Annotated in this window: 9 protein-coding genes and 1 pseudogene; 5 read left to right on the forward strand and 5 right to left on the reverse strand. The window is 32.6% G+C overall.

The annotated features are described in order from the left end of the window. Positions 1–62 precede the first annotated feature (62 nt). Positions 63–722: a hypothetical protein gene (locus RGRSB_RS06140; protein WP_119260290.1), complete on the reverse strand. Its 660-nt coding sequence runs from the start codon at positions 720–722 to the stop codon at positions 63–65. Positions 723–1,443: 721 nt separating this feature from the next. On the opposite strand from RGRSB_RS06140, the gene RGRSB_RS06145 reads away from it, so the two are divergent. The 3 genes from RGRSB_RS06145 to RGRSB_RS10130 all read left to right on the forward strand — a co-directional run bounded on the left by RGRSB_RS06145 (position 1,444) and on the right by RGRSB_RS10130 (position 5,694). After that, complete coding sequence (locus RGRSB_RS06145; RefSeq protein WP_119260291.1) at positions 1,444–2,880, forward strand: cobyrinic acid a,c-diamide synthase CobB; 1,437 nt, start codon at positions 1,444–1,446, stop codon at positions 2,878–2,880. Positions 2,881–3,337: 457 nt separating this feature from the next. Beyond that, entirely contained in the window at positions 3,338–5,335 is a 1,998-nt protein-coding gene (locus RGRSB_RS06150; protein WP_119260292.1) for an iron uptake porin, read from the forward strand. 206 nt (positions 5,336–5,541) lie between these two features. After that, positions 5,542–5,694: a hypothetical protein gene (locus tag RGRSB_RS10130; protein ID WP_172582055.1), complete on the forward strand. Its 153-nt coding sequence runs from the start codon at positions 5,542–5,544 to the stop codon at positions 5,692–5,694. A 935-nt stretch (positions 5,695–6,629) separates the two neighbouring features. Here the strand turns inward: RGRSB_RS10130 and RGRSB_RS06155 are convergent. Further along, positions 6,630–7,013 (reverse strand): DUF4346 domain-containing protein, encoded by a 384-nt coding sequence (locus RGRSB_RS06155; RefSeq protein WP_119260293.1) that lies wholly within the window; start codon positions 7,011–7,013, stop codon positions 6,630–6,632. Positions 7,014–7,106: 93 nt separating this feature from the next. After that, entirely contained in the window at positions 7,107–8,885 is a 1,779-nt protein-coding gene (gene pyk, locus RGRSB_RS06160) for a pyruvate kinase (RefSeq protein ID WP_119260294.1), read from the reverse strand. Between the two features lie 1,917 nt (positions 8,886–10,802). Between pyk and hpnH the strand changes: the two genes are divergently transcribed. Next, positions 10,803–11,819 carry an adenosyl-hopene transferase HpnH gene (gene hpnH / locus RGRSB_RS06165; protein ID WP_119260295.1) on the forward strand — a complete coding sequence of 339 codons (1,017 nt, stop codon included), beginning with the start codon at positions 10,803–10,805 and terminating at the stop codon, positions 11,817–11,819. A gap of 2,691 nt (positions 11,820–14,510) precedes the next feature. Here the strand turns inward: hpnH and RGRSB_RS10135 are convergent. Together RGRSB_RS10135 and RGRSB_RS06170 are read right to left on the reverse strand one after the other, a co-directional pair. After that, entirely contained in the window at positions 14,511–14,687 is a 177-nt protein-coding gene (locus RGRSB_RS10135) for a hypothetical protein (protein WP_172582056.1), read from the reverse strand. Positions 14,688–15,882: 1,195 nt separating this feature from the next. After that, a pseudogene (locus RGRSB_RS06170) lies at positions 15,883–16,217 on the reverse strand (BMC domain-containing protein). Between the two features lie 1,902 nt (positions 16,218–18,119). Here RGRSB_RS06170 and RGRSB_RS06180 point away from each other — a divergent pair. Then, entirely contained in the window at positions 18,120–19,589 is a 1,470-nt protein-coding gene (locus RGRSB_RS06180) for a TldD/PmbA family protein (protein ID WP_119260296.1), read from the forward strand. The last annotated feature ends 284 nt before the right edge of the window (positions 19,590–19,873 follow it).

Genomic DNA, 19,873 nt, shown 5'->3' on the forward strand with positions numbered 1-19,873 from the left:
CTGTCTAGGTAAGTTTTTTAAGTCTTAAAGGGGGTTAATTACAATTGTGATTAACCCTAAGTTTACTGGGCTAATTTTTGATAAACAGCAGCTCTCAGCTTAGTATATAACTGGGAAGAGTCTGAATGGGGAATAAATTGGTGAATCGAACGCTCAGACTTTATTTTTTTTGACTTTGTGTTTAATGAAACAAATTCATCAACTGGCAGTTCTCTCTCTAAAGTCCCGTTATTGAAATTAATAGTTGTAGGGGACAATTCCAATGTTTGGGGTATATCTTGAGAAAACTGAGTTAATCTGCGTATTGCTAAAGAATTTAGGTTTTTTAAAAGTTTACGCTGAATATCTTTTTTATCGGGTTGATCAACTTTCTTAGTTTCTTGAAACTTTGTGGTTGAAGATTGAGGCTCAATTTTGTCAATATTTTCTTTATTAACAAAAACATTTCGACAGATAAATCGTTCAAATTCATGAGGAAAGTGAAAGGTAGGGTGTCCTCTTCGTTTCCACAGACGAAGAATATGATCAACAGAAACTGCTTTGTAACGTCCTTGATACAAAGCTTCAATAATTGCCAAACGAACCCAGTACTTCGAACAAGAGGTCAACCAGTAGTCAATATACTCAGCTGGAGAACGTTCTTGCAGATCAAATCCGTAACAGTCTAGTAATACTGCCATTTGGGTTATGGTTTTGTTATCAGACTGTAGCACAGATTCCACGGGGTCTATTGAGCAACTCACTTTCAAAGAGGATTATCTCTTGAGGCTAATCAAGTTAATTGTAATTTTATTCTAGAGCATTTAAACTGGAATTTAGTCTCCTTATTTTTTAAAAAGTTTGGTTATTCATTAATTAAGCAACTTTGAGTTAGTTTCATAATACATAGTGGTTGCTTTATTTGTTCCAAAAAATACATATTTGACATTATTTTTCAATACATAACCTCTAATTCCCTTAAATCCTCAAACAACTTTGGAGAATATATCTTTTCAAAAAGGAATTTTCGTAACCTAAATGATTAACATTTACTCTGACCAAATGAAGGCTGAGTCCCAATAAATAAAGCCGGCTGCGCCTGTAAATATTTATCATAATGGTTAAACTTTGACTAGAAAATATCTAATAAACTAATTCTTTGAAAGTTAAAGTATCTTTGTTTTTCTTATTTTTAAACATTTTATCCTTAGGAATAAAAGAAGACAAAATTAGTCGATGTTGGAAGACGACATTTTAGACGATTTATCCAAAATAAATGATTAAAAATGGTATTTCAATAGCAAAAATAAAGTTAATACCTCGTAAAAGTAGTAAATTTTTACTTATATATGTATATCTACTGTATATGTATATTTATGGAATTTTAACACCACTATCGGAATAGTTGAACTTTTTGTGTAAAAGGAATAAATATGAAGATACAAAATTTAGGTAGATGAAAAAGTGGTATTAATGATTGCAGGCGATCGCAGTGGCGTAGGAAAGACAACGGTCACCCTAGCACTACTTGCTTTTTTAGCATCTCAAAAACACCAAGTACAATCGTTTAAAGTAGGGCCTGATTATATTGACCCAATGTTTCACACTGCCATTACTGGCCGTCCCTGTCGTAATTTAGACCCCATTCTAACCTCCGAAACTTATGTTCAATTATCTTTTACTAAACACTGCCAGGGGGTTGAATATGCTTTAGTCGAAGGAGTAATGGGTTTATTTGACGGTATTCCTTGTAAAAAGACAGATGACACAAGGCTTAAGGGAGCAATGAGAAAAACTTCTGAGAAAATAAGATCGCTAGATTATGGGAGTACGGCTCATATTGCTCGACTTTTAAACATCCCTGTGGTTCTTGTGATTGATTGTTCTCATTTATCGGGGTCAGTAGCCGCAATCACTCACGGTTACAGTTCTCTTGATCCTCATATTGATCTAGTAGGAGTCATTTTAAATAGGGTTGGTAGCAATCGCCACCTTCACTTACTCCAACAGTCTCTAGATACCCTTAATATCCCTATTCTGGGAACCCTACGTCGTCAGGACGATCTAACAATTCCTTCTCGACACCTCGGTTTAATCCCCACCACTGAACTAACTCACTTAGAGTCTTTATTTCGACAACTTGCCTACCTAGCCCAAACTTCTTTTAATTGGCAGTATCTCTTACCATTACTTACCCCCTCTCCTCTTGATTTCCTTACCTCTTCACCCCTTCATCCTCTCATTCATTCCCCTCCCATAAAAATTGCCGTAGCTAGCGATCAAGCTTTCAATTTTTACTATCAAGACAATCTAGATATTTTACAAACCTTAGGCGCACAGCTTATTCCTTGGAGCCCCCTAGAGGATGAAAACTTACCTAAAAATATTCATGGTCTCTATTTCGGGGGAGGGTTTCCTGAAATGTTTGCTCAAGATCTCTCAAGGAATTGTCGGGGACGAGAAGCAGTAAAAGCCGCGATTATTAGTGAAATTCCTACCTATGCTGAATGTGGGGGGTTGATGTATCTCTGTCAGCAAATCATTGATTTTCAAGCCCAAAAATGGCCAATGGTAGGAATACTACCAACCACGGCCATAATGAAAAAAAATCTGATCTTGGGTTATCGTCAAGCCACTGCTCTACAAAATAGTCCTTTGTTAACCATCGGACAGACAATTTGGGGACACGAATTTCACCGTTCACACTTAACTATTGTATCCAAAAATCCCTTATTTTCTATGCAAAATTGGAGATATAACTCGCTTAAAGTGAAAGAAGGCTGGAAAATGCATAAACTACACGCTTCCTATATTCATCTTCATTTTGGTGAATATTCTGATTTTCTCAGAAAATTTTTAGGTCACTGTCTTGATTTTTTGAGGTCAAGTAAGCTAGGCTGAATACAGTTAGGTTTTGAGATAAACCATTTAGGCAGTAAAGGAGGTGATGCCCATGACAGAAAGTAGTGAAAGTATGGGTCTCCCGATTGAAGTTAGCCAGCTGTGCGCCGGAGCTGTTCTCTAGCAGTTAGTTTCGCAATAGTGTAACTGTTGTTAGTTTTCCTTCCGGCAGTTAGGTTTCGATCAAAAGATCCCCCTCTGAAATAACCCCAATAACCCCAGCTAGTTTTACTCCTTAACACGAATGAGTAAGATTAGCTGGGGTTCTGACTTTCTCGGTAAAGGTAGTCAAGATTATTTAAAAAATTTTAATATCAAAAAAGATAATCATAAGATAGCTAAAACAAAAGATAAACTTATGTACATTGTTATCCAAAAAAGCTGTGTATAATGAAATGAGAAGTAAGACTATGAGACTTTTTGTAGTCAATCTATAAGGTGTGAGGAAAAGCTGAAAATGCTTAGACCATTTTGGAAATCATTGTTAGTTAGTCCAGCCCTGTTGGGAATGGCTTTAGCCGTCTCACCCGCTGCAACGGCAGCCGAAACCAAGTCACAGGCTGGAGTTTCCCGGAACGAGACAATGGCGTTTGAGGTTGCTCAAGTTGAGCAATCTCAATTGATAGAACAGTTAGAAACCTATAGCGGTGAAGATGGACTGGAAACTAATCAACAAGTAACCAGCGTTAGTGAACTACGGGATGTGTCTCCTACTGACTGGGCTTATGAAGCTCTTCGTAGTTTAGTTGAACGTTATGGTTGTATTGTTGGTTATCCTGACCGTACCTTCCGAGGTAACCGTGCTACCTCTCGTTGGGAATTTGCCGCGGGTTTGAACGCTTGTCTAAACACCATGGAGCGTCTAATCCAAGAGAACGTCGCGGTTCTACGGGAAGATATCGAGAAACTCAAGCGGTTAATGCAAGAATTTGAAGCAGAACTTGCTGCTTTAGGCGCACGGGTCGACAACTTAGAGGGCCGGGTAGCTTTCTTAGAAGATCATCAATTCTCCACTACTACAAAATTGGTCGGGGAGGTCATTTTCGCTGTTACTGGAGCAGGTGGTAGCCGTTCATCTGAGGATAACCAAGCTGTTCTACAAGATAGGATTCGCTTAAGCTTCAACAGCAGTTTCAGTGGGGAAGATCTTTTAGTAACTCGTTTATCTGCTAGTACGGGGACTGGAAGTAATCGTTTTACTATGAACCAGCCTGATCTACGGGTAATTAACCCCGATACAGGTCAACCTATCGGAATTTCTCTTGAAGAAAATACTGTCATCAACCCTACTGCCACCCAAACCTTTAACATTGGACCACGGCGAAATGAAGAAGATAATGACGTTGTCATTGACTGGGTTGGTTATTACGCTCCAATCGAAATCTTCAATAACTTCAAGGTTGATACCTACGTATCGGCTTGGGGTGGTAAATGGTACGACTTCGTGCCCACTTTGAACCCCTTCTTCGAGGATTTCGACGGTGGTAAAGGTTCTTTAAGTACTTTTTCTCAACGTAACCCCATTTACCGGATTGGGGGTGGTGCTGGTGCCGGTGCGAGTGTTCAGCTTGACTGGTTAAATAACGTTCTCGGTCCCACATCTATCAGCTTCGGTTATTTAGCAGGAACCCCCAACAGTCCTTGTGTGAATGGTGATGGTGGCGGTAAATGTAACAGTGGAAAAAGTACTAACCCTGTGACCGGCAAACCCTATGCTGAAAGTGATGGTGGTAACGGTCTGTTCAATGGTAACTACGGTGCTTTGGCTCAGATCAATACCAATATTTTTGACAGTGTGAACATTGGTTTTACCTATGTTCACGCTTACCACAAACCCGACAGCCCCATCTTCGGTGAAGGTATTAACCAGGGGCCTGGAATTGTTGGTACTTCCATTGCTAATGGTTCTCGTTCTACTCTAAGTAATGCCCTTGCTGGTGGAAGCGTAGGAGATCCAGGAACTAGTACTAGCTCCTTTAATGGAAGCGGACGTAACTCTCTAGATGGGTTGGAAGTTAATCCTTTTGACTGGGGTGGTAAAGTCACTAACAGTTACGGTGTTGCTGGTACTTGGCGCCCTTATGACTGGGTTAACTTCAGTGCGTTTGGTTCATTCCACAACGTTCGTTATCTTGGTCGTGGTATGAGTGGTGAACTTTGGACTGGTGGCGGTGGATTCGCCTTCCCCGATTTGTTCAAAGAAGGCAACTTATTAGGTGTGTTTGCCGGGGTTCAACCTTATCAGGGTGATAGTGATCGTCCTACCACTGCGGGGTATTACGAGTTACCTCTACAAAACCCCATAACAGTTGAAGTATTCTATCGCTATCAGGTTACAGACAATATTTCTCTGACTCCTGGTGTGATTTGGATTTCCAAACCCGAGCAATTTGTTAATATGCAAGGGTCTGACGGTGAAGTTATCGGAACCCTTAGAGGTACCTTTTCCTTCTAAATCTGAATCTAGTGTAGATTAAAAAAAGGCCCTGCTGATAACAGCAGGGCCTTTTTGATAGTTTAGATTCAAAAAGTAGACCTCAGTAACTTTTTTAGATCGAAGTTTGATTAAGTCAATACTCAACTAGTATTTTTTCAATTAGGCGAAATTTAGGCTAAATACTCCTAATATTGCTAATTTTATACAAATTACTTTATATCAACGTGAGTTCGACCAAAGGTTATGAAGAGAAAGGGAAACGACAGTCCCATGCCAAAAGTAACATTTGTTGCAGTCTGGTACTAAGGATACTAAGATATCATCCTAACCGCACCGAAGTTTTTTGTGATCTAGATCACTTCTGTCAAGAATTTTAACAGTATTGCAATTTTGTTCCTTAATTTACAGATTTTCTAGGAAAAAGATAATGTTTTTTTGATTAAAAGAGGTTAAGTTCTGACCATTTTTATTGCTTTAAATGGATCATAATACAAATCTTTTAGAGATTTTTATAAATCACAGTTCTTCCCCATTGCAAAAAAGTATTTAAGTTAACTCTAGGAGACACAAACGACCATGAACTTTTTCCTTAACACAGGAAAAAGTTCATGGTCAATTATATTGAGTATTCTTTACACAAGGACTCTTTGAAACTGTTTTTTGATATAAATAGTTAAGAACTAAACTAGAAACATATCTGAAATCAAATATTTATAGATTATCGACTAGATTTAGATTTTTATTTATAAATAAATCTAGTCTCACTTCACGCTTAAATAAAATATAGTTTTTAATTATTTATTGGCGGTTAGTATTTTTACTAATTGTTGACTTTTTCGTATTTTTTACTTAAAAATTAAGAATAATAACTATGTTTTTAAATTTTGTCAGATTTACGTTGTGTAACACTTAAGTCCAAACAACTTAGTGCAAACATAAAACTATTTAAGTTTAATACAAAATTATCTTCAATTAAGCTCAAAGAATCAACGTTAAAGCTTCAACAACTCTTGTTAAGTTAAAGTAATCAAGGTCCTAGACTAATGTTGTTGTAGATACTTTATTCATTGATTAAAAAACAAGACCTTTTTAAATATAGGTTTTTAGAAAAAAATACAATAAACAAACCGGACACTGATGTAAGTGTAGATAGATTATAATAAAACCTAGGATAATACATCCACAGCAGGATAGCAGCTGCAGTTGGTGATTAGAATTCTTAACCAAAAATCTAACTTCGCTATTTGACGATTTAATTAAACCTTTTCATTTTTCAGTAAGTTTGTTTACTTTAGCTTCTCCTCATTGAATATTAATCTTGTATATAATCCGTCCCATTAATTAAGGCAATTTCAGCACGAATAAATTCGCGCCCTAAATAGGCTGCATGGTCTAACATAGTGACTGGACAAGGTTTAATTTCTTCAAATATTTTGACACACAATTCTTTAGCTGTTCTCCCCTTATAAACTTTCTCGAAAGTACGTTCAACTTCTCCTTCACAAGCAATTATTTCACCGGTTTCAGGATCAGCAGCTAACCCTTGTTCATTAATAACATTAGTAAAATATTCGGCACAAATCAACTTATCCTCACGCTCAAGATAAATAATAAAGTAGCCACCAGGATCAAGAGCAATAAAACGTTTCGACAGTTCGTTATCAATGGAACTGATTTTTTCTAGAATTTGAGTCATTAAGGATTAAGCTCTCTTTAAGATAAGAACATAATTTACGATTCTAAATTAATAGAACAAGTTAAGTAAGGTTAAGCAAAAACGATTAACCACTTAAAACAATTCGTTTCCATTGCCCCTAGCTACAGCTCCAGAATAAACATGGCCTTTTTCAGCATCTAAAGTTACGATTGCCCCTTCACGAATAATTTGGGTAGCATCTTTCATAGCAACAATAACAGGAACTCCTAACCGAATTCCGATGACTGCCGCATGACTGGTAAGACTGGATTCCTCGGTAATAATACCTGAAGCTTTTCGCATCATCTCCACAAAGTCGGCATTTGTTCGGGGAACTACCAGAATATCTCCAGCCTTAAAATCCCCTAATTCACGAGGATTATGAGCGATTCTCGCTCGTCCACTAGCAGAAGCCTGGCCAATTCCTACTCCCTTTCCTAAAATAGCCTTGACCATTTCTATTTTAATTAAATCCGTTGATCCGGAAACCCCTTGAAGAGTTCCAGCTGTCATCACTACTAAATCTCCATCTTGGACTAACTGATTTTCCTGAGCAATATTAATAGCTGATTGAAATGTTTGACTGGGGGAGGGAAAATCGAGAACTAACAAAGATTTAACCCCCCAAACTAACTGTAACTGTCGAGCTACATCTACATGAGCCGTGATAGCTAAAATTGGTTTAGGAGGACGAAATTTAGAAACATTTCGTGCTGTTGATCCCGTTTTTGTCAAAGTCATAATAGCAGCTGCGTCTAATTCCTGGGCAATTTGACTAACCGCCGAAGAAATAGCATTAGTTATTGATTGTCTGGGATTAGAAGAAGATTTAATGAAGACAGGTTCTTGTTCCATACGTTCGGCAATAGTAGCCATAGTAGCTACTGCTTCGACGGGATATTTACCCACTGCGGTTTCATTGGAAAGCATTACTGCATCAGTTCCATCGAGAATAGCATTAGCCACATCTGAGACTTCAGCGCGAGTAGGACGGGGATTATTGGCCATACTATCCAACATTTGGGTGGCCGTAATCACCGGAATTCCCAATTTATTAGCAGTGAGAATCAGGCGTTTTTGAAGAATTGGTACATCTTCGGCGGGTAACTCTACTCCTAAATCTCCCCTAGCAACCATTACCCCATTACAGAGAGTAAGAATTTCTTCCATTGCTTCGATCGCCTCATGTTTCTCGATCTTGGCAATTACTGGGACTGCTTTCCCCGCATTAGCGATTAAGTCCTTAATTTCCAGGATATCCTGGGGATTACGAACAAAACTGAGGGCAACCCAATCAACTCCTTGGTCAAGTCCAAACATCAAATCGGTTTTATCTTTAGCGGTTAACGCTTTAACCGACAGGTAAACTCCTGGAAAGTTAACTCCTTTATTACTGGAGAGAATACCCCCAACTACTACTCTGCAGTGTAATTCTTGACTGACGCGATCAATTTTCTCCACTCGCATTTCTACTTTGCCATCATCGAGGAGAATTTTTGCTCCATCAGGGACTTCATCGGTTAGATGTTCATAGCTAACGTAGCTAATTTCTGAAGTGCATTCAACTTGACGACTAGTAAGAATAAAAAGATCACCATTTTTTAGATTGATAGATCCACAGGTAAATTTACCAAGACGAATTTTAGGCCCTTGTAAATCCTGTAGGATACCCACAGGTTCATTAAGTTCAAAGGCTGTTTGACGAATGAGGCGAATCGTATGTTGATGGTAATCGTGATCACCGTGGGAAAAATTAAGACGAAAAGTCGTAGCACCAGCTAAGATAAGCTGTCGTAGCACCTCTTTATCCTGGGTAGCTGGGCCGACAGTGGCAACAATTTTAGTTCGACGAAATAGGGGTCGCGGTTGCATAGGGATATCAAGACCCTAGGGTTAAGGATCGATCGTATTCTTAAAGATTAGTTTTCCTTGCTCATCTTCTCATATATCAAACTAAAAATCATAAAAGTTCCCTATTTTTTTAGGTAGGAGTCATATGTCGTATAAACAAAGTTTAATGTACTACATTTTTATATTGCAATTTTGCAAGACTCAAAAACATTAAAATAATTGTTATAAATCACTGGAAATCATTAGAAATAAACTAAAGAACAGACAACTGAACAAAATAGAGAATGTGTCAAAATATATAAATAGCTATCGGGATCATTCCCAAAAATAAAATACTAAGTTTCACCCATATTTCCATACCTAGTATTTTTGCTAAACTCCAATACTCAAGCTGTAATAATTGCTCCGAGATGTTCGACGACTTGTTTCATGAGAATGTGAATCGTTGCTGGCTAAGAACAAATTGCAAACTTGTTTACACAATAAAGTAACACGATATATTGATATTATAGGTAGAATCTTAAGTATTAGTAATACAGCTATGGTAATGCAAACTTAAGTAGAATCATCAAATTTTTTGGCAAAAAATTGATTTAATTATGTTATTTTATTTCGACCGGTCAAAAGTAGGAGCATCTGTAAATTTATAAAAAGAAAATCTGAGGTTATCTTAACTTACTTTTTACGAGCTCATTATAGATAAACTTAAATAAATCTAAAATAAAAAAGTAATTAAGAAATGGTGATCATTAGATATTAGTCTTTCTAAAAGAATTATTCCAAAAAAGTTGGAAGAGTAATAATTATAATAAATATTGATTTATGTAAATTTTTTTCTATAAAAATAATAAATATTCTGTTAAAATCCAAGAGAATGTAAAGTCAAAAGATTGTAGATTGTGCAAAGCTTTTATAAGAAAATCTGGAAAGATAATTCCTAAATTAATTTGTCAAAAACAAAGAAATTATTCTGTTTCTAGAAAAAAAAGGATTAAGAAAAAGATGTTAAATGTTTCAAGTAGCCATCTTAAATTATTAAATAACTTATCTTACCTAAGTAATTATCTAATTTAATAAAAAAAATAAATCAACTTATGAAAAAATAAATACCTTTAAAAGAAGAACTATCAATATAAATAAATAAAGACTTAAATTAGTTCTTTGATCAAAGAAAAAGTTTTAAAAAGTAAATATAAAAATACTTGAACAAAAACAAACTTTAAGAATAAAATGCCAACTAAAAGTAAATTTAAACCATAATAAATAGCAAAATAAATCTAAATATAACCCCAAAATATAAAGTTATATACACAGTGAAAACAAGATAGACACTAAAAATAGATAAAATTAAAATTTTTGTAGAAAAAATAAGACGGATATAGTAATTGTTTTTAACAATCACCAAGTACGTATAAGTATTTTATTCAAGATCAAACTAACTTCTGTTTATAAATCTATTTTTCACCTACTCATGATTAACAATTTTCTATAAAAAATTTTAATAATTTTAAATTAAAATCCATAAAAATACCGTTTTTTTAGAAAAAAGCATAATTTTACTAAAAAAATAAACTTAATCAACATTAAGTAAAATTAAATAAACAGCATTAAAGCAAAAATTCAACTTCTCTCTGATTATTAAATTACTCAGAAATAATTTTAAAAATATTTTTTACTTACTTGTTACTTGAATTTACCTATTTAGTAAAAGCTTAGCAATTCTCTTAAAATTAATTAACACTAAATATTTCTGGCTTTTTAACTCAATTTAGTTATTTTATAACTGATAAAATTATTAATTTCAATTAAGCAGTTCTAAAGTTTTCCCAAAATTATAATAATTATTTTTTTATTCTAGAGAATTTATATTCCACACAATTTGTCAATTTGTAACCACTGTGTCTATAATACTGAGAAATCAGAGGTGTGAAGAAATCTATGGCTATTCAATTGCGACAAGCACTCAAGGTAGGGACTTATATCATCAGTCAACGTTTATTGGGTCGTCAACGTTTTCCCTTAGTATTGATGTTAGAACCCCTATTCCGTTGTAATCTAGCCTGTTCAGGATGCGGGAAAATTCAACATCCGCCAGAAATTCTTAAGCGCAACCTGACCCCAGAAGAATGCTTTGCTGCGGTAGAAGAATGTGGCGCACCGGTAGTATCTATCCCAGGAGGAGAACCTTTATTACATCCGCAAATTGATGAAATTGTCGAAGGATTGATACAACGGAAAAAGTTCGTTTATTTATGTACTAATGCTCTCCTTTTAAAGAAAAGTCTCTACAAGTTCAAACCGTCTCCCTATCTGACTTTTAGTGTTCATCTTGATGGGTTACAAAAAAAACATGATGAATGTGTTGATCGCCCAGGGGTTTTTGATAAAGCAATCACCGCAATTAAAGCAGCGAAAACAGGAGGATTTAGAGTAACTACAAATACAACAGTTTTTAAAGGATCAGATCCCCAAGAAATGCAGGATTTTTTTGATTTTCTTGAAACCTTGAGAACCGATGGTATGATGATTTCTCCAGGTTATAGCTATGAATGGGCTCCCGATCAAGATCATTTCTTAAAACGGGAACAAACTAAGGCATTATTTCGGGAAATCCTAAGTCCTTGGAAGTTGGGCAAAAAGAAATGGAATTTTAATCACAATCCTCTATTTTTAGATTTTCTATTAGGAGAGAAAGATTATGAATGTACTCCCTGGGGAAGTCCAAGTTATAGTGTTCTTGGCTGGCAAAAACCATGTTATCTTTTGAATGAGGGTCATTATAAAACCTTTAAAGAACTGTTAGAAGAAACTAATTGGGATAATTATGGTAACAAGAGTGATAATCCCCAATGTGTTGACTGTATGGTACATTGTGGTTATGAACCAACTGCAGCTGTAGATGCAATAAAATTCGCCAATGTGGGGCGTGCTTTGGAAAGTCTATTTAGTGCTTAAGGTTTATCAAAAATAAATTCTTAGAAATTGGATAATTTTCTCTTAAATTAGCCTAGGGGTTTCTCCTAGGTTGATTTTTATATCCATCGTTCTTTTTATATTATAAAAATATCTACACCATAGACAATTAGGTATAAATGAACAACACTTTGTTAAAAACTTTTGAGAACGTAGATAAACTTTCAACTAATATGAAAAAAATCAAACAAAATTTAAAAATAATAGAAATAGTAGTCAGCATAAATTTGATATTATTAAATACAGCCTAGTTAAATAACATTTAGACTTTTATATTTAGTTCTTAGTTAATTAACTTCCTTGTTATTTTGAGTCCTAAAAAGAAATATTTTATAAATAAAAATATTTCCTTTTAGGTAAAGTTTGATAGCTTCATAAAAGATGGCTAAAAAATAGAGGATCTAATTTAATTTAGATTAAAGAAGTTAGTTTATTTTTTTTTAAATTGATGATGATTTTGTTAATTAATGCTACTATCTGAAGTAGCAGCAAATATGTTTAATATAACAAAACAAGTTAATACTCAATTATATAATCACAAAAAACTTAGATAAAAAGTAAAACAGCTCCAAAATACTAGTCAAGAAAAAAAATGTAAGATTTAAATAAAAATAAATATTTTTTACTTAAAAAAAAAGAAGATTGAGATATTAATTATTAAATTAATCTTAATCAAGAGAATATATTCTAGATTTGGAAATTTATAAAATTTCTAACTTCTAAGTTCCTTGATTTGATATTTGACTAGTTGATTCTAAATCATCAGTTCGGTATTATCTAATTAAATTTTAAAAATGAAAACAGACTATATTGAAAGCGATAGTTTTATAAAAAAACTTACTGAAAAACTAAAAAACAAAATCAAATTTTATTTATATAAAACTTAACCAGAAAATTTATATATACTTTATAAGCTCAGATAACATACAAAATTTCCTATTGAATAACATGAATAAAAAATTAATTTAATCCATAAAAAATAACTAAGTATTCTTACATAAGAAGATAAAACTCTTAGCAAGAAATCAGTATTAACTCTAATGACTTAGTAAAAAGTATTTTATTTCTTTATATTTCAACTTGGCTCTTAGCTTATTTGATGAATGAAAGAGACTTTGTTCATAACGTCAAAAAATATTTTTGCTAATAAGCTAATAAATGAAAAATATATTGTAATCCTTAACTAGAAGTAAAAATATGATATCTCAGCATATTTAAACTTTTAGTTTAAAAAATTTATATTTTACGTCTGAATATTGAGTCCAATAAATTAGTTATTTTATACTATTTATCTTTACAAGAATCTAGGCAAAAAAATAATAATTATAGGGAAAAAATAAAATAATTAAAGATTGATTAAATCTTCTTATCAAAGAATAATCAAAAATGAGCTTGACTATTTTTTAAAACTTTATTACGTGCGATTGATTTTTTTAGAATACAAAAATCTGGTTGATTATGAATCGATTGGAAGTTTTGAGACTCACTTTTAAATAATCATTAATGTCTCTCTATGTAGGATTTTTTTAATATAAATAAGTTTTATCCAAAAAAACTTATTTATATTAAAAATTACGTTGATTATTGATTATATTTTATAATTTTACTTCTCAATAAAATTGAGCTAACTTATAATTTTTGTCTCTGACATTAACTTAAAAAGTGCTAATAATATTGTTTATTTGCAAAATAAAGCGATTAGAGATTAATTCTTAATAAAGATTTTTTTAGTTTTCTTGGTTGGTCATAAAATATCTTAAGTAAGAAATAGAATCTACAAGAATGAGAGGAGTAAATAACACTTAAGATAATACGGCTATTTATTCTGAAAGCTAACTATTTATTAAAGATAAAATTACAATTTTTTATATTTTTTTATTTAAAATTACTAAAATTAACATAAATATAATAATATCTAAAATTCAGATCTCTTTTGTTGACTAAAAACAAGTAAATTACTTACTTTATAAGCTTTTTTTATTATTACATTATCGGAAATAATAAGACGATATTTTAGAGAAAAATTTAAGTATATAATTTTTAAAGAGGAGATAACAGAAGCTATTAATTGAACTGAAAGAATTAAATTTTATTAAAAATAACTACATCCAATATAGTTTACTTTACTCGAGTATCTTTATCGATGTTAGACTCGCTAAGATGGACTAGTTCACGTTTCTTATAATAGCTGATTATTTCATTAATGATCCTAAATAAGTTATTACGACAAGACAAATTTTAGAAGTAAAAGTTTTATAAATTAATCAAAAACTTAAAAGGCTCCATTTATTAATGGAAGATACTAATTAAAGTTGAATGAATTATTGAATTTTAAAGATATTCTTATCGCTTTTATTTTAGAGTGATAAGAATATCTTTTTGTAATGCTTCTGATCGACTCATTTTGTTCAACTCAGTAAAAAGTCAATTAAATATATAACGAGAACCACATTCTTTATATTCAAACGCCTAAATCACCAATTTATCATATAATTTTCGATAGTAATTTCCCTAAAAGACTGTTAACTATTAGGAACTGTGCGAGATTTAACCACAATAAGTTAATTTATTTTAGCTTCTAGTCACTCCAATTCGGTCACTAAAAAGTCAACTCCACATCATCACATCCATTCGAGAAATTATTAGCTGTGACCAAACTATTCATTATTAACTCTAATGTTCAACTTCATTAATACGTTCGAACTCCCAGTGATCTGCATCAATTTCACTGAGTAACGCTTCTAATTTTTGTTTAGCTTCTTCCTTTGAGGTTGCTTTAATGGAAAAGCAAGCACTAATAATTACTTCATAGAGTTTATCTGGATTAAAGGGTTTAATAATATGTTGCATAAGAGAAAAAAATGGAAAACTATTATAGAGGTTACTTTTTCTATTGTACCCTATAACTGGTGATCAACTCTGTTTATTTCAATACTAAATTGAAGAATTTTATATTAATTAATATAAATACATATTGCTAATAAAAGATTATTAGTCAATAGATAAATTTAAATAAATGTAAATCAGAGAAGTATTGTTATGAAGGGTAATCACTTAAAAATTAAGTTAACAGAGTTAGAAAAGGAAAACTATTGAGATTAACTCGTAGCCCAAAAATTTTTTAAAAAACAAGAACAAAAATAGAAATTTTGTATTTAAATACAATTAATTATACAAATAATTTCTATATAAATTTTTAAAAAAATAGAAATATATAAGGTCTTTCTACTTCTTGAAAAAACCTTGTATAGACATTAATTGATAATTACCTAATACCTCAAAAAAAGAGCACGAAGTAAAATTTACATCTTCTAAATAAGATATAAATAAAAAATAGAAGTAAATATAATAATTAAATTTTTTTATAGAAAAATATAAACTAAAAAATAAATTTAAAAATAATTTTTTTAAAAAATAAAGAGAGCATAAAATTTTAATAAAACAGGTTTGAATCCATAAATGATAATAATCATTGACTATCAATAATTAGAATATTGTAAATTAATTTACGATTTAAAAAAAATAAAACTGACTAAATATTATAGTAACTTAAGGATTAAGTAAAAGTTTTCATTATGTTTGATCAATAGATAGTCTGAAAAAGAGAAGTTTCCTAAAAAAATCTGTAGAGAAATAGATCTAGCTAAAAAAATACAGCAAAGATAAAGGAATAGAAACGGTAATTGTTCATGATAATGACTAAGTGCATACAAGTAGTTTAGTTAAAGCCCAATTAAAACAACAAAAATTAAAATCGTTATATCTATATTTACTGGTATTTTCTAGTCTAGAACTAAATTAAATAGAAGAGAGACAACATTAAATTTTATTTTATAAAGTCGCTAAAAATACATTTAAAAACCAATCTGATTTAGCTAACATATTCCAATGAAGTTTTGATTAAAGTAGTTGCTATAAAAATATAAAATTGAAACAATTCTAGTTATTTACTACTTGATTATTAACTAATTGTTAAAAAATTAGCCTGCTTACGCAGGTTTAATCTGTATATTTGAACTTTTCAAAATGTTGACTAATAATTTGCTTACCAAGGTACACCAGGAATAGTAATTCCTTCAGCCGCAGCACGGAAAGACTCAGCCGCTTCGCTATAATCGATGGAGAGAACTTCAACCACATTATTATGAGGGCAAGGAAAATTATCTAAGTTTCTAGGGTTGTTACTTCTGTAAGTTGAATTGCTTCGATTCCAGCCTGCATTGCAGTTTTAACTTCTTGAATATCTCCGCAAGGTACATTTAAGATAAAACGTACGCTTCCGTCTCTAATCTGACCCATGATGATAATCAGAGCTGCTTTTACCATGGCATCAGCTGCAGCGACAATTCTTGGAAAACCCTTTGTGTCGATTAATTCCACGGCAGAATTGTAATGGCATAAATTTTAAGTCTTCCAAAATCTCAATGGTTAATCGATGAGAATTCTCGATAGCTCTAAACTATAAGTAGAAACAGTCAATTCTTAACCATCAATAATGATATAAATTAAAAATATTCGGAGCAAAATTTCAGACCAAAAATTCTTCTACCTCCTCAGTGTGGTCAAGAATTAAAACAGTCAGGAGACTTTCTGCAGGGTTGGGAAAAATATAGTGACTCACTACATGTCCTCCATAAGATACTTCTGCTGTTAAAAAAAATACTTATTCGAGTCCATCCAGTAAATTTAGGTTGTCAGTAGGTAATTTTACAATCATAGTCAGGCAACGTGAATATCCTGACGCAACAAAATTGTCATTTATATTCTAATACCATGAATATGGTAACATACATTTTTGTGCAATTCAAGTTAGTAAAATTTAAACTATATTTTTAAATAAGTAAAAAATAATAGATTCTATATAAAAAGTTTGCTTTTAATCTTCAAGATAGATTGATCGTTGGAAAGCTAGTTAACAACTATAATTGATAGAAAAATTATTAATTTTAAGACCAACTTTTTAAAATAGATAGTTTAAAAAAATATAAAAATATAATGATAGATCATGGAAAAACTATAAGCTTAATAATTAAGTAGCCTGTTACCAGGAATCAATAATTATGAGAAATCAAAAGCTCTATTAGCTTTAATTTTAAAATTATTGTAAATATTCTCTTAGGTAGATTTTATAAAAAATAAACTATCATTGTTATCTTAATTTCAAATATATATTAATACTGAAGATTATATAAAAACACCAGAAAATATCAACCAAAAACTAAGAAAAATAGCCTTATAATATTCCTAAATTTCTAACTTATATTTATAGTCACATAATTTTTTCTATTATAAAAAATAAGATTAAATTCTTGAATAGTAAATTCAACATACGATTTTGTTAATACTTACTATTTACAAAAAAAAGTATTAACATAAATATTGTTAATATTGTTTGATGACAACAGTTATTATTTTAAACTAAGTAGTTTTTCAGATAAAAGTTAATTTCTTTTGAAGGTAACTTGCGAACAATAAATAGTTTTTAATATAAATAAACACAAGTAAAATTATTAATATTAGTCTATTTAAGTTAGGTAATCTACCGCCGATACTTTTAAAAAAAAGCAATTGATGTTAAATTGATCTGAGCAATGTCTGTTTAAGAGATATCATAAAAGATCGAAATTAGGATAGATAATTTACTAAAAAATAAGCTAGATCTGAGCATAAAAAATAATTAAATTCGCCTTATCTTACTTAATTTAAATATCTTTATTTGTTTTATATACCTTAAAAGAATAAATCATAAAAAAATTATACTTTCTATAAATTTTTTATGATTAGTTTTGAATAAACGCAATTACTATGATTAAGATCGCCTGTAAATTGCTTGAAATTTTTAACTTTTAAGCATTTCGCTGTTGTGGCAACGTTGAAAACTTTAATGTATGCTAGAAAAGCTAAAGCAATTGCTGTAGTAATAAAATCAAAAGATGTTTTGCTGATTCTTGATTACAAAAAACCCTATCACTTTGCCAGACTACTTGACCAGACTACTTGATTTGAAAGTCATTAGAAACAGTGGGAAGCAGCTGCGGGGGAAGCGCAAGAGAGTTATCTCCAAAATTGAACTATTGATATCGGCATTGTCGAAAGCAGATCTTCGCATTGATGAGAAAACCTTAAAAGAAACTTTGCAGTTGTCAGTAGAAAATTGATTCATCAAATCTTCATTAAATCCTTGACAAATACAAGATAAGCCTGCTGAAAGATGAGTTAAACTAACAAATGCGCCCCTATAAATCAGCAATATCATCGAAAGCTAGTTAAGGAACACAATTTATGGCACCCACCCCATTAACGTCTAAAGAACTCTCCGACCTGACATATCATTCTAGCAGAGATCACTTTGACCAAAGCTGGCAGGACCCCTTATCTACTTTACTAGGCTTGGGACGGGCAGCAGGAGCAGATTTTGTTGAATTTTTTCTCGAACGGGTAAACTATATCAGTTGTTTAGCTGAACAAGACACCGTCACGAGTCTATCCCCTCGTCTCTCCACAGGGGCTGGTATCCGTATGTTTCGAGGTAAAGAAGATTGTTATGTCAGCACTAATGACATCTCTTTTACCGGGCTAAAAGCTGCCTTAGAAAAAGCATTATCTATTTTAGAGTTAACCTTTCCTTCCCCTAACGCTTACATTCCTGAAATTAACCTAGAAATGATGCGAGACTACGCAAAAATAAAAGATAAGGAGTTTTGGTTAGATAACTGTAGTTCCATGGCAGAAATGGGAGATCTTCTTTTGTCAGCTAACGCCAAACTAGGACAAAAAGCCAATCATGTCCAATCTCGTCGGGTTATGTATTTTCGTGACTGGCAGGAAATCTTAGTTGCCGCCAGTGACGGAGTTTTCGCTAGAGATATTCGTCTGACGCAATCTGTGGGCAATTCACTATTATGTTCTGATGGGGAACATCGTGCCTCTATGGGTAAACGGTTTGGCAATACCAGTGATCCTAATTTCCTACGGGAGTGGGACTACGAAACTGCCGCCGAAGAAGTGGCTGAATCTGCGGGTAAAATGCTCTATGCGGATTATGTAGAATCAGGTAATTATCCTATTATTATGGCTAATCAGTTTGGTGGGGTCATTTTCCACGAAGCCTGCGGACATTTGTTAGAAACTACCCAAATTGAACATAAAACTACTCCTTTTATGGAGAAAAAAGGTGAAAAGATTGCCCACGAAAGCTTAACTGCTTGGGATGAGGGATTATCCGATCAGGAGTTTGGAACCTTGGACATTGACGATGAAGGAATGCCCACACAACGCACCTTATTAATTGAAAACGGCATTTTAAAAAACTTTATAGCTGATCGTACCGGATCAGTCCGTACCGGACATCCTCGTACAGGAAGTGGTCGTCGTCAAAGTTATGCCTATGCTGCAGCCTCACGGATGCGGAATACTTATATTGCCCCTGGTGATTATTCTATTGATAATCTGTTTGCGTCAGTTGATAAAGGAATTTATTGTAAGCAAATGGGGGGAGGAAGTGTTGGACCTACTAGTGAGTTTAACTTTTCCGTTTCTGAAGCTTATCTGATTGAAAAGGGAAAAGTGACCAAACCCCTCAAAGGTGCAACTTTAATTGGAACCGCCAAAGATATTATGACGGAGATTTCCATGTGTTCCCAAGACTTAGGGTTAGCTCCTGGCTTCTGTGGTTCTGTCAGTGGAAGCATCTACGTTACCGTGGGACAACCCCATTTAAAAGTTGACAAAATTACTGTTGGGGGACGATAAGTTAAAACATTATTAATTAAGTGACTGGGGATTTTAAATAGAAAAAATATAATCTTTATCCCCATTTATCTTCTAAATTTTAGATATTTGGTTACCTATAAAATAATCAGAGGTCGATACAAAATAATAAATAATTAGGGCATAGTGAAAGTAACTCAAAGTTTAGTAATAGATAAAAATGTATTCCTTGCTAAGGAACTATTCAAATATAGAAACAGTAACTTAGATTAAGTAGATGAGAAGTTTGAAATAAAGTGAGATCAGGTCAAACAAACCACACAAAG

The organism is cyanobacterium endosymbiont of Rhopalodia gibberula (assembly GCF_003574135.1).
GTDB lineage: Bacteria > Cyanobacteriota > Cyanobacteriia > Cyanobacteriales > Microcystaceae > Rippkaea.

Excerpts from the sequence above, each read along its gene's own strand:
- RGRSB_RS06150 (WP_119260292.1), top strand. The coding sequence starts at position 3,338 with ATGCTTAGACCATTTTGGAAATCATTGTTAGTTAGTCCAGCCCTGTTG.
- RGRSB_RS06155 (WP_119260293.1), bottom strand. The coding sequence starts at position 7,013 with ATGACTCAAATTCTAGAAAAAATCAGTTCCATTGATAACGAACTGTCG.
- pyk (WP_119260294.1), bottom strand. The coding sequence starts at position 8,885 with ATGCAACCGCGACCCCTATTTCGTCGAACTAAAATTGTTGCCACTGTC.
- hpnH (WP_119260295.1), top strand. The coding sequence starts at position 10,803 with ATGGCTATTCAATTGCGACAAGCACTCAAGGTAGGGACTTATATCATC.
- RGRSB_RS10135 (WP_172582056.1), bottom strand. The coding sequence starts at position 14,687 with ATGCAACATATTATTAAACCCTTTAATCCAGATAAACTCTATGAAGTA.
- RGRSB_RS06180 (WP_119260296.1), top strand. The coding sequence starts at position 18,120 with ATGGCACCCACCCCATTAACGTCTAAAGAACTCTCCGACCTGACATAT.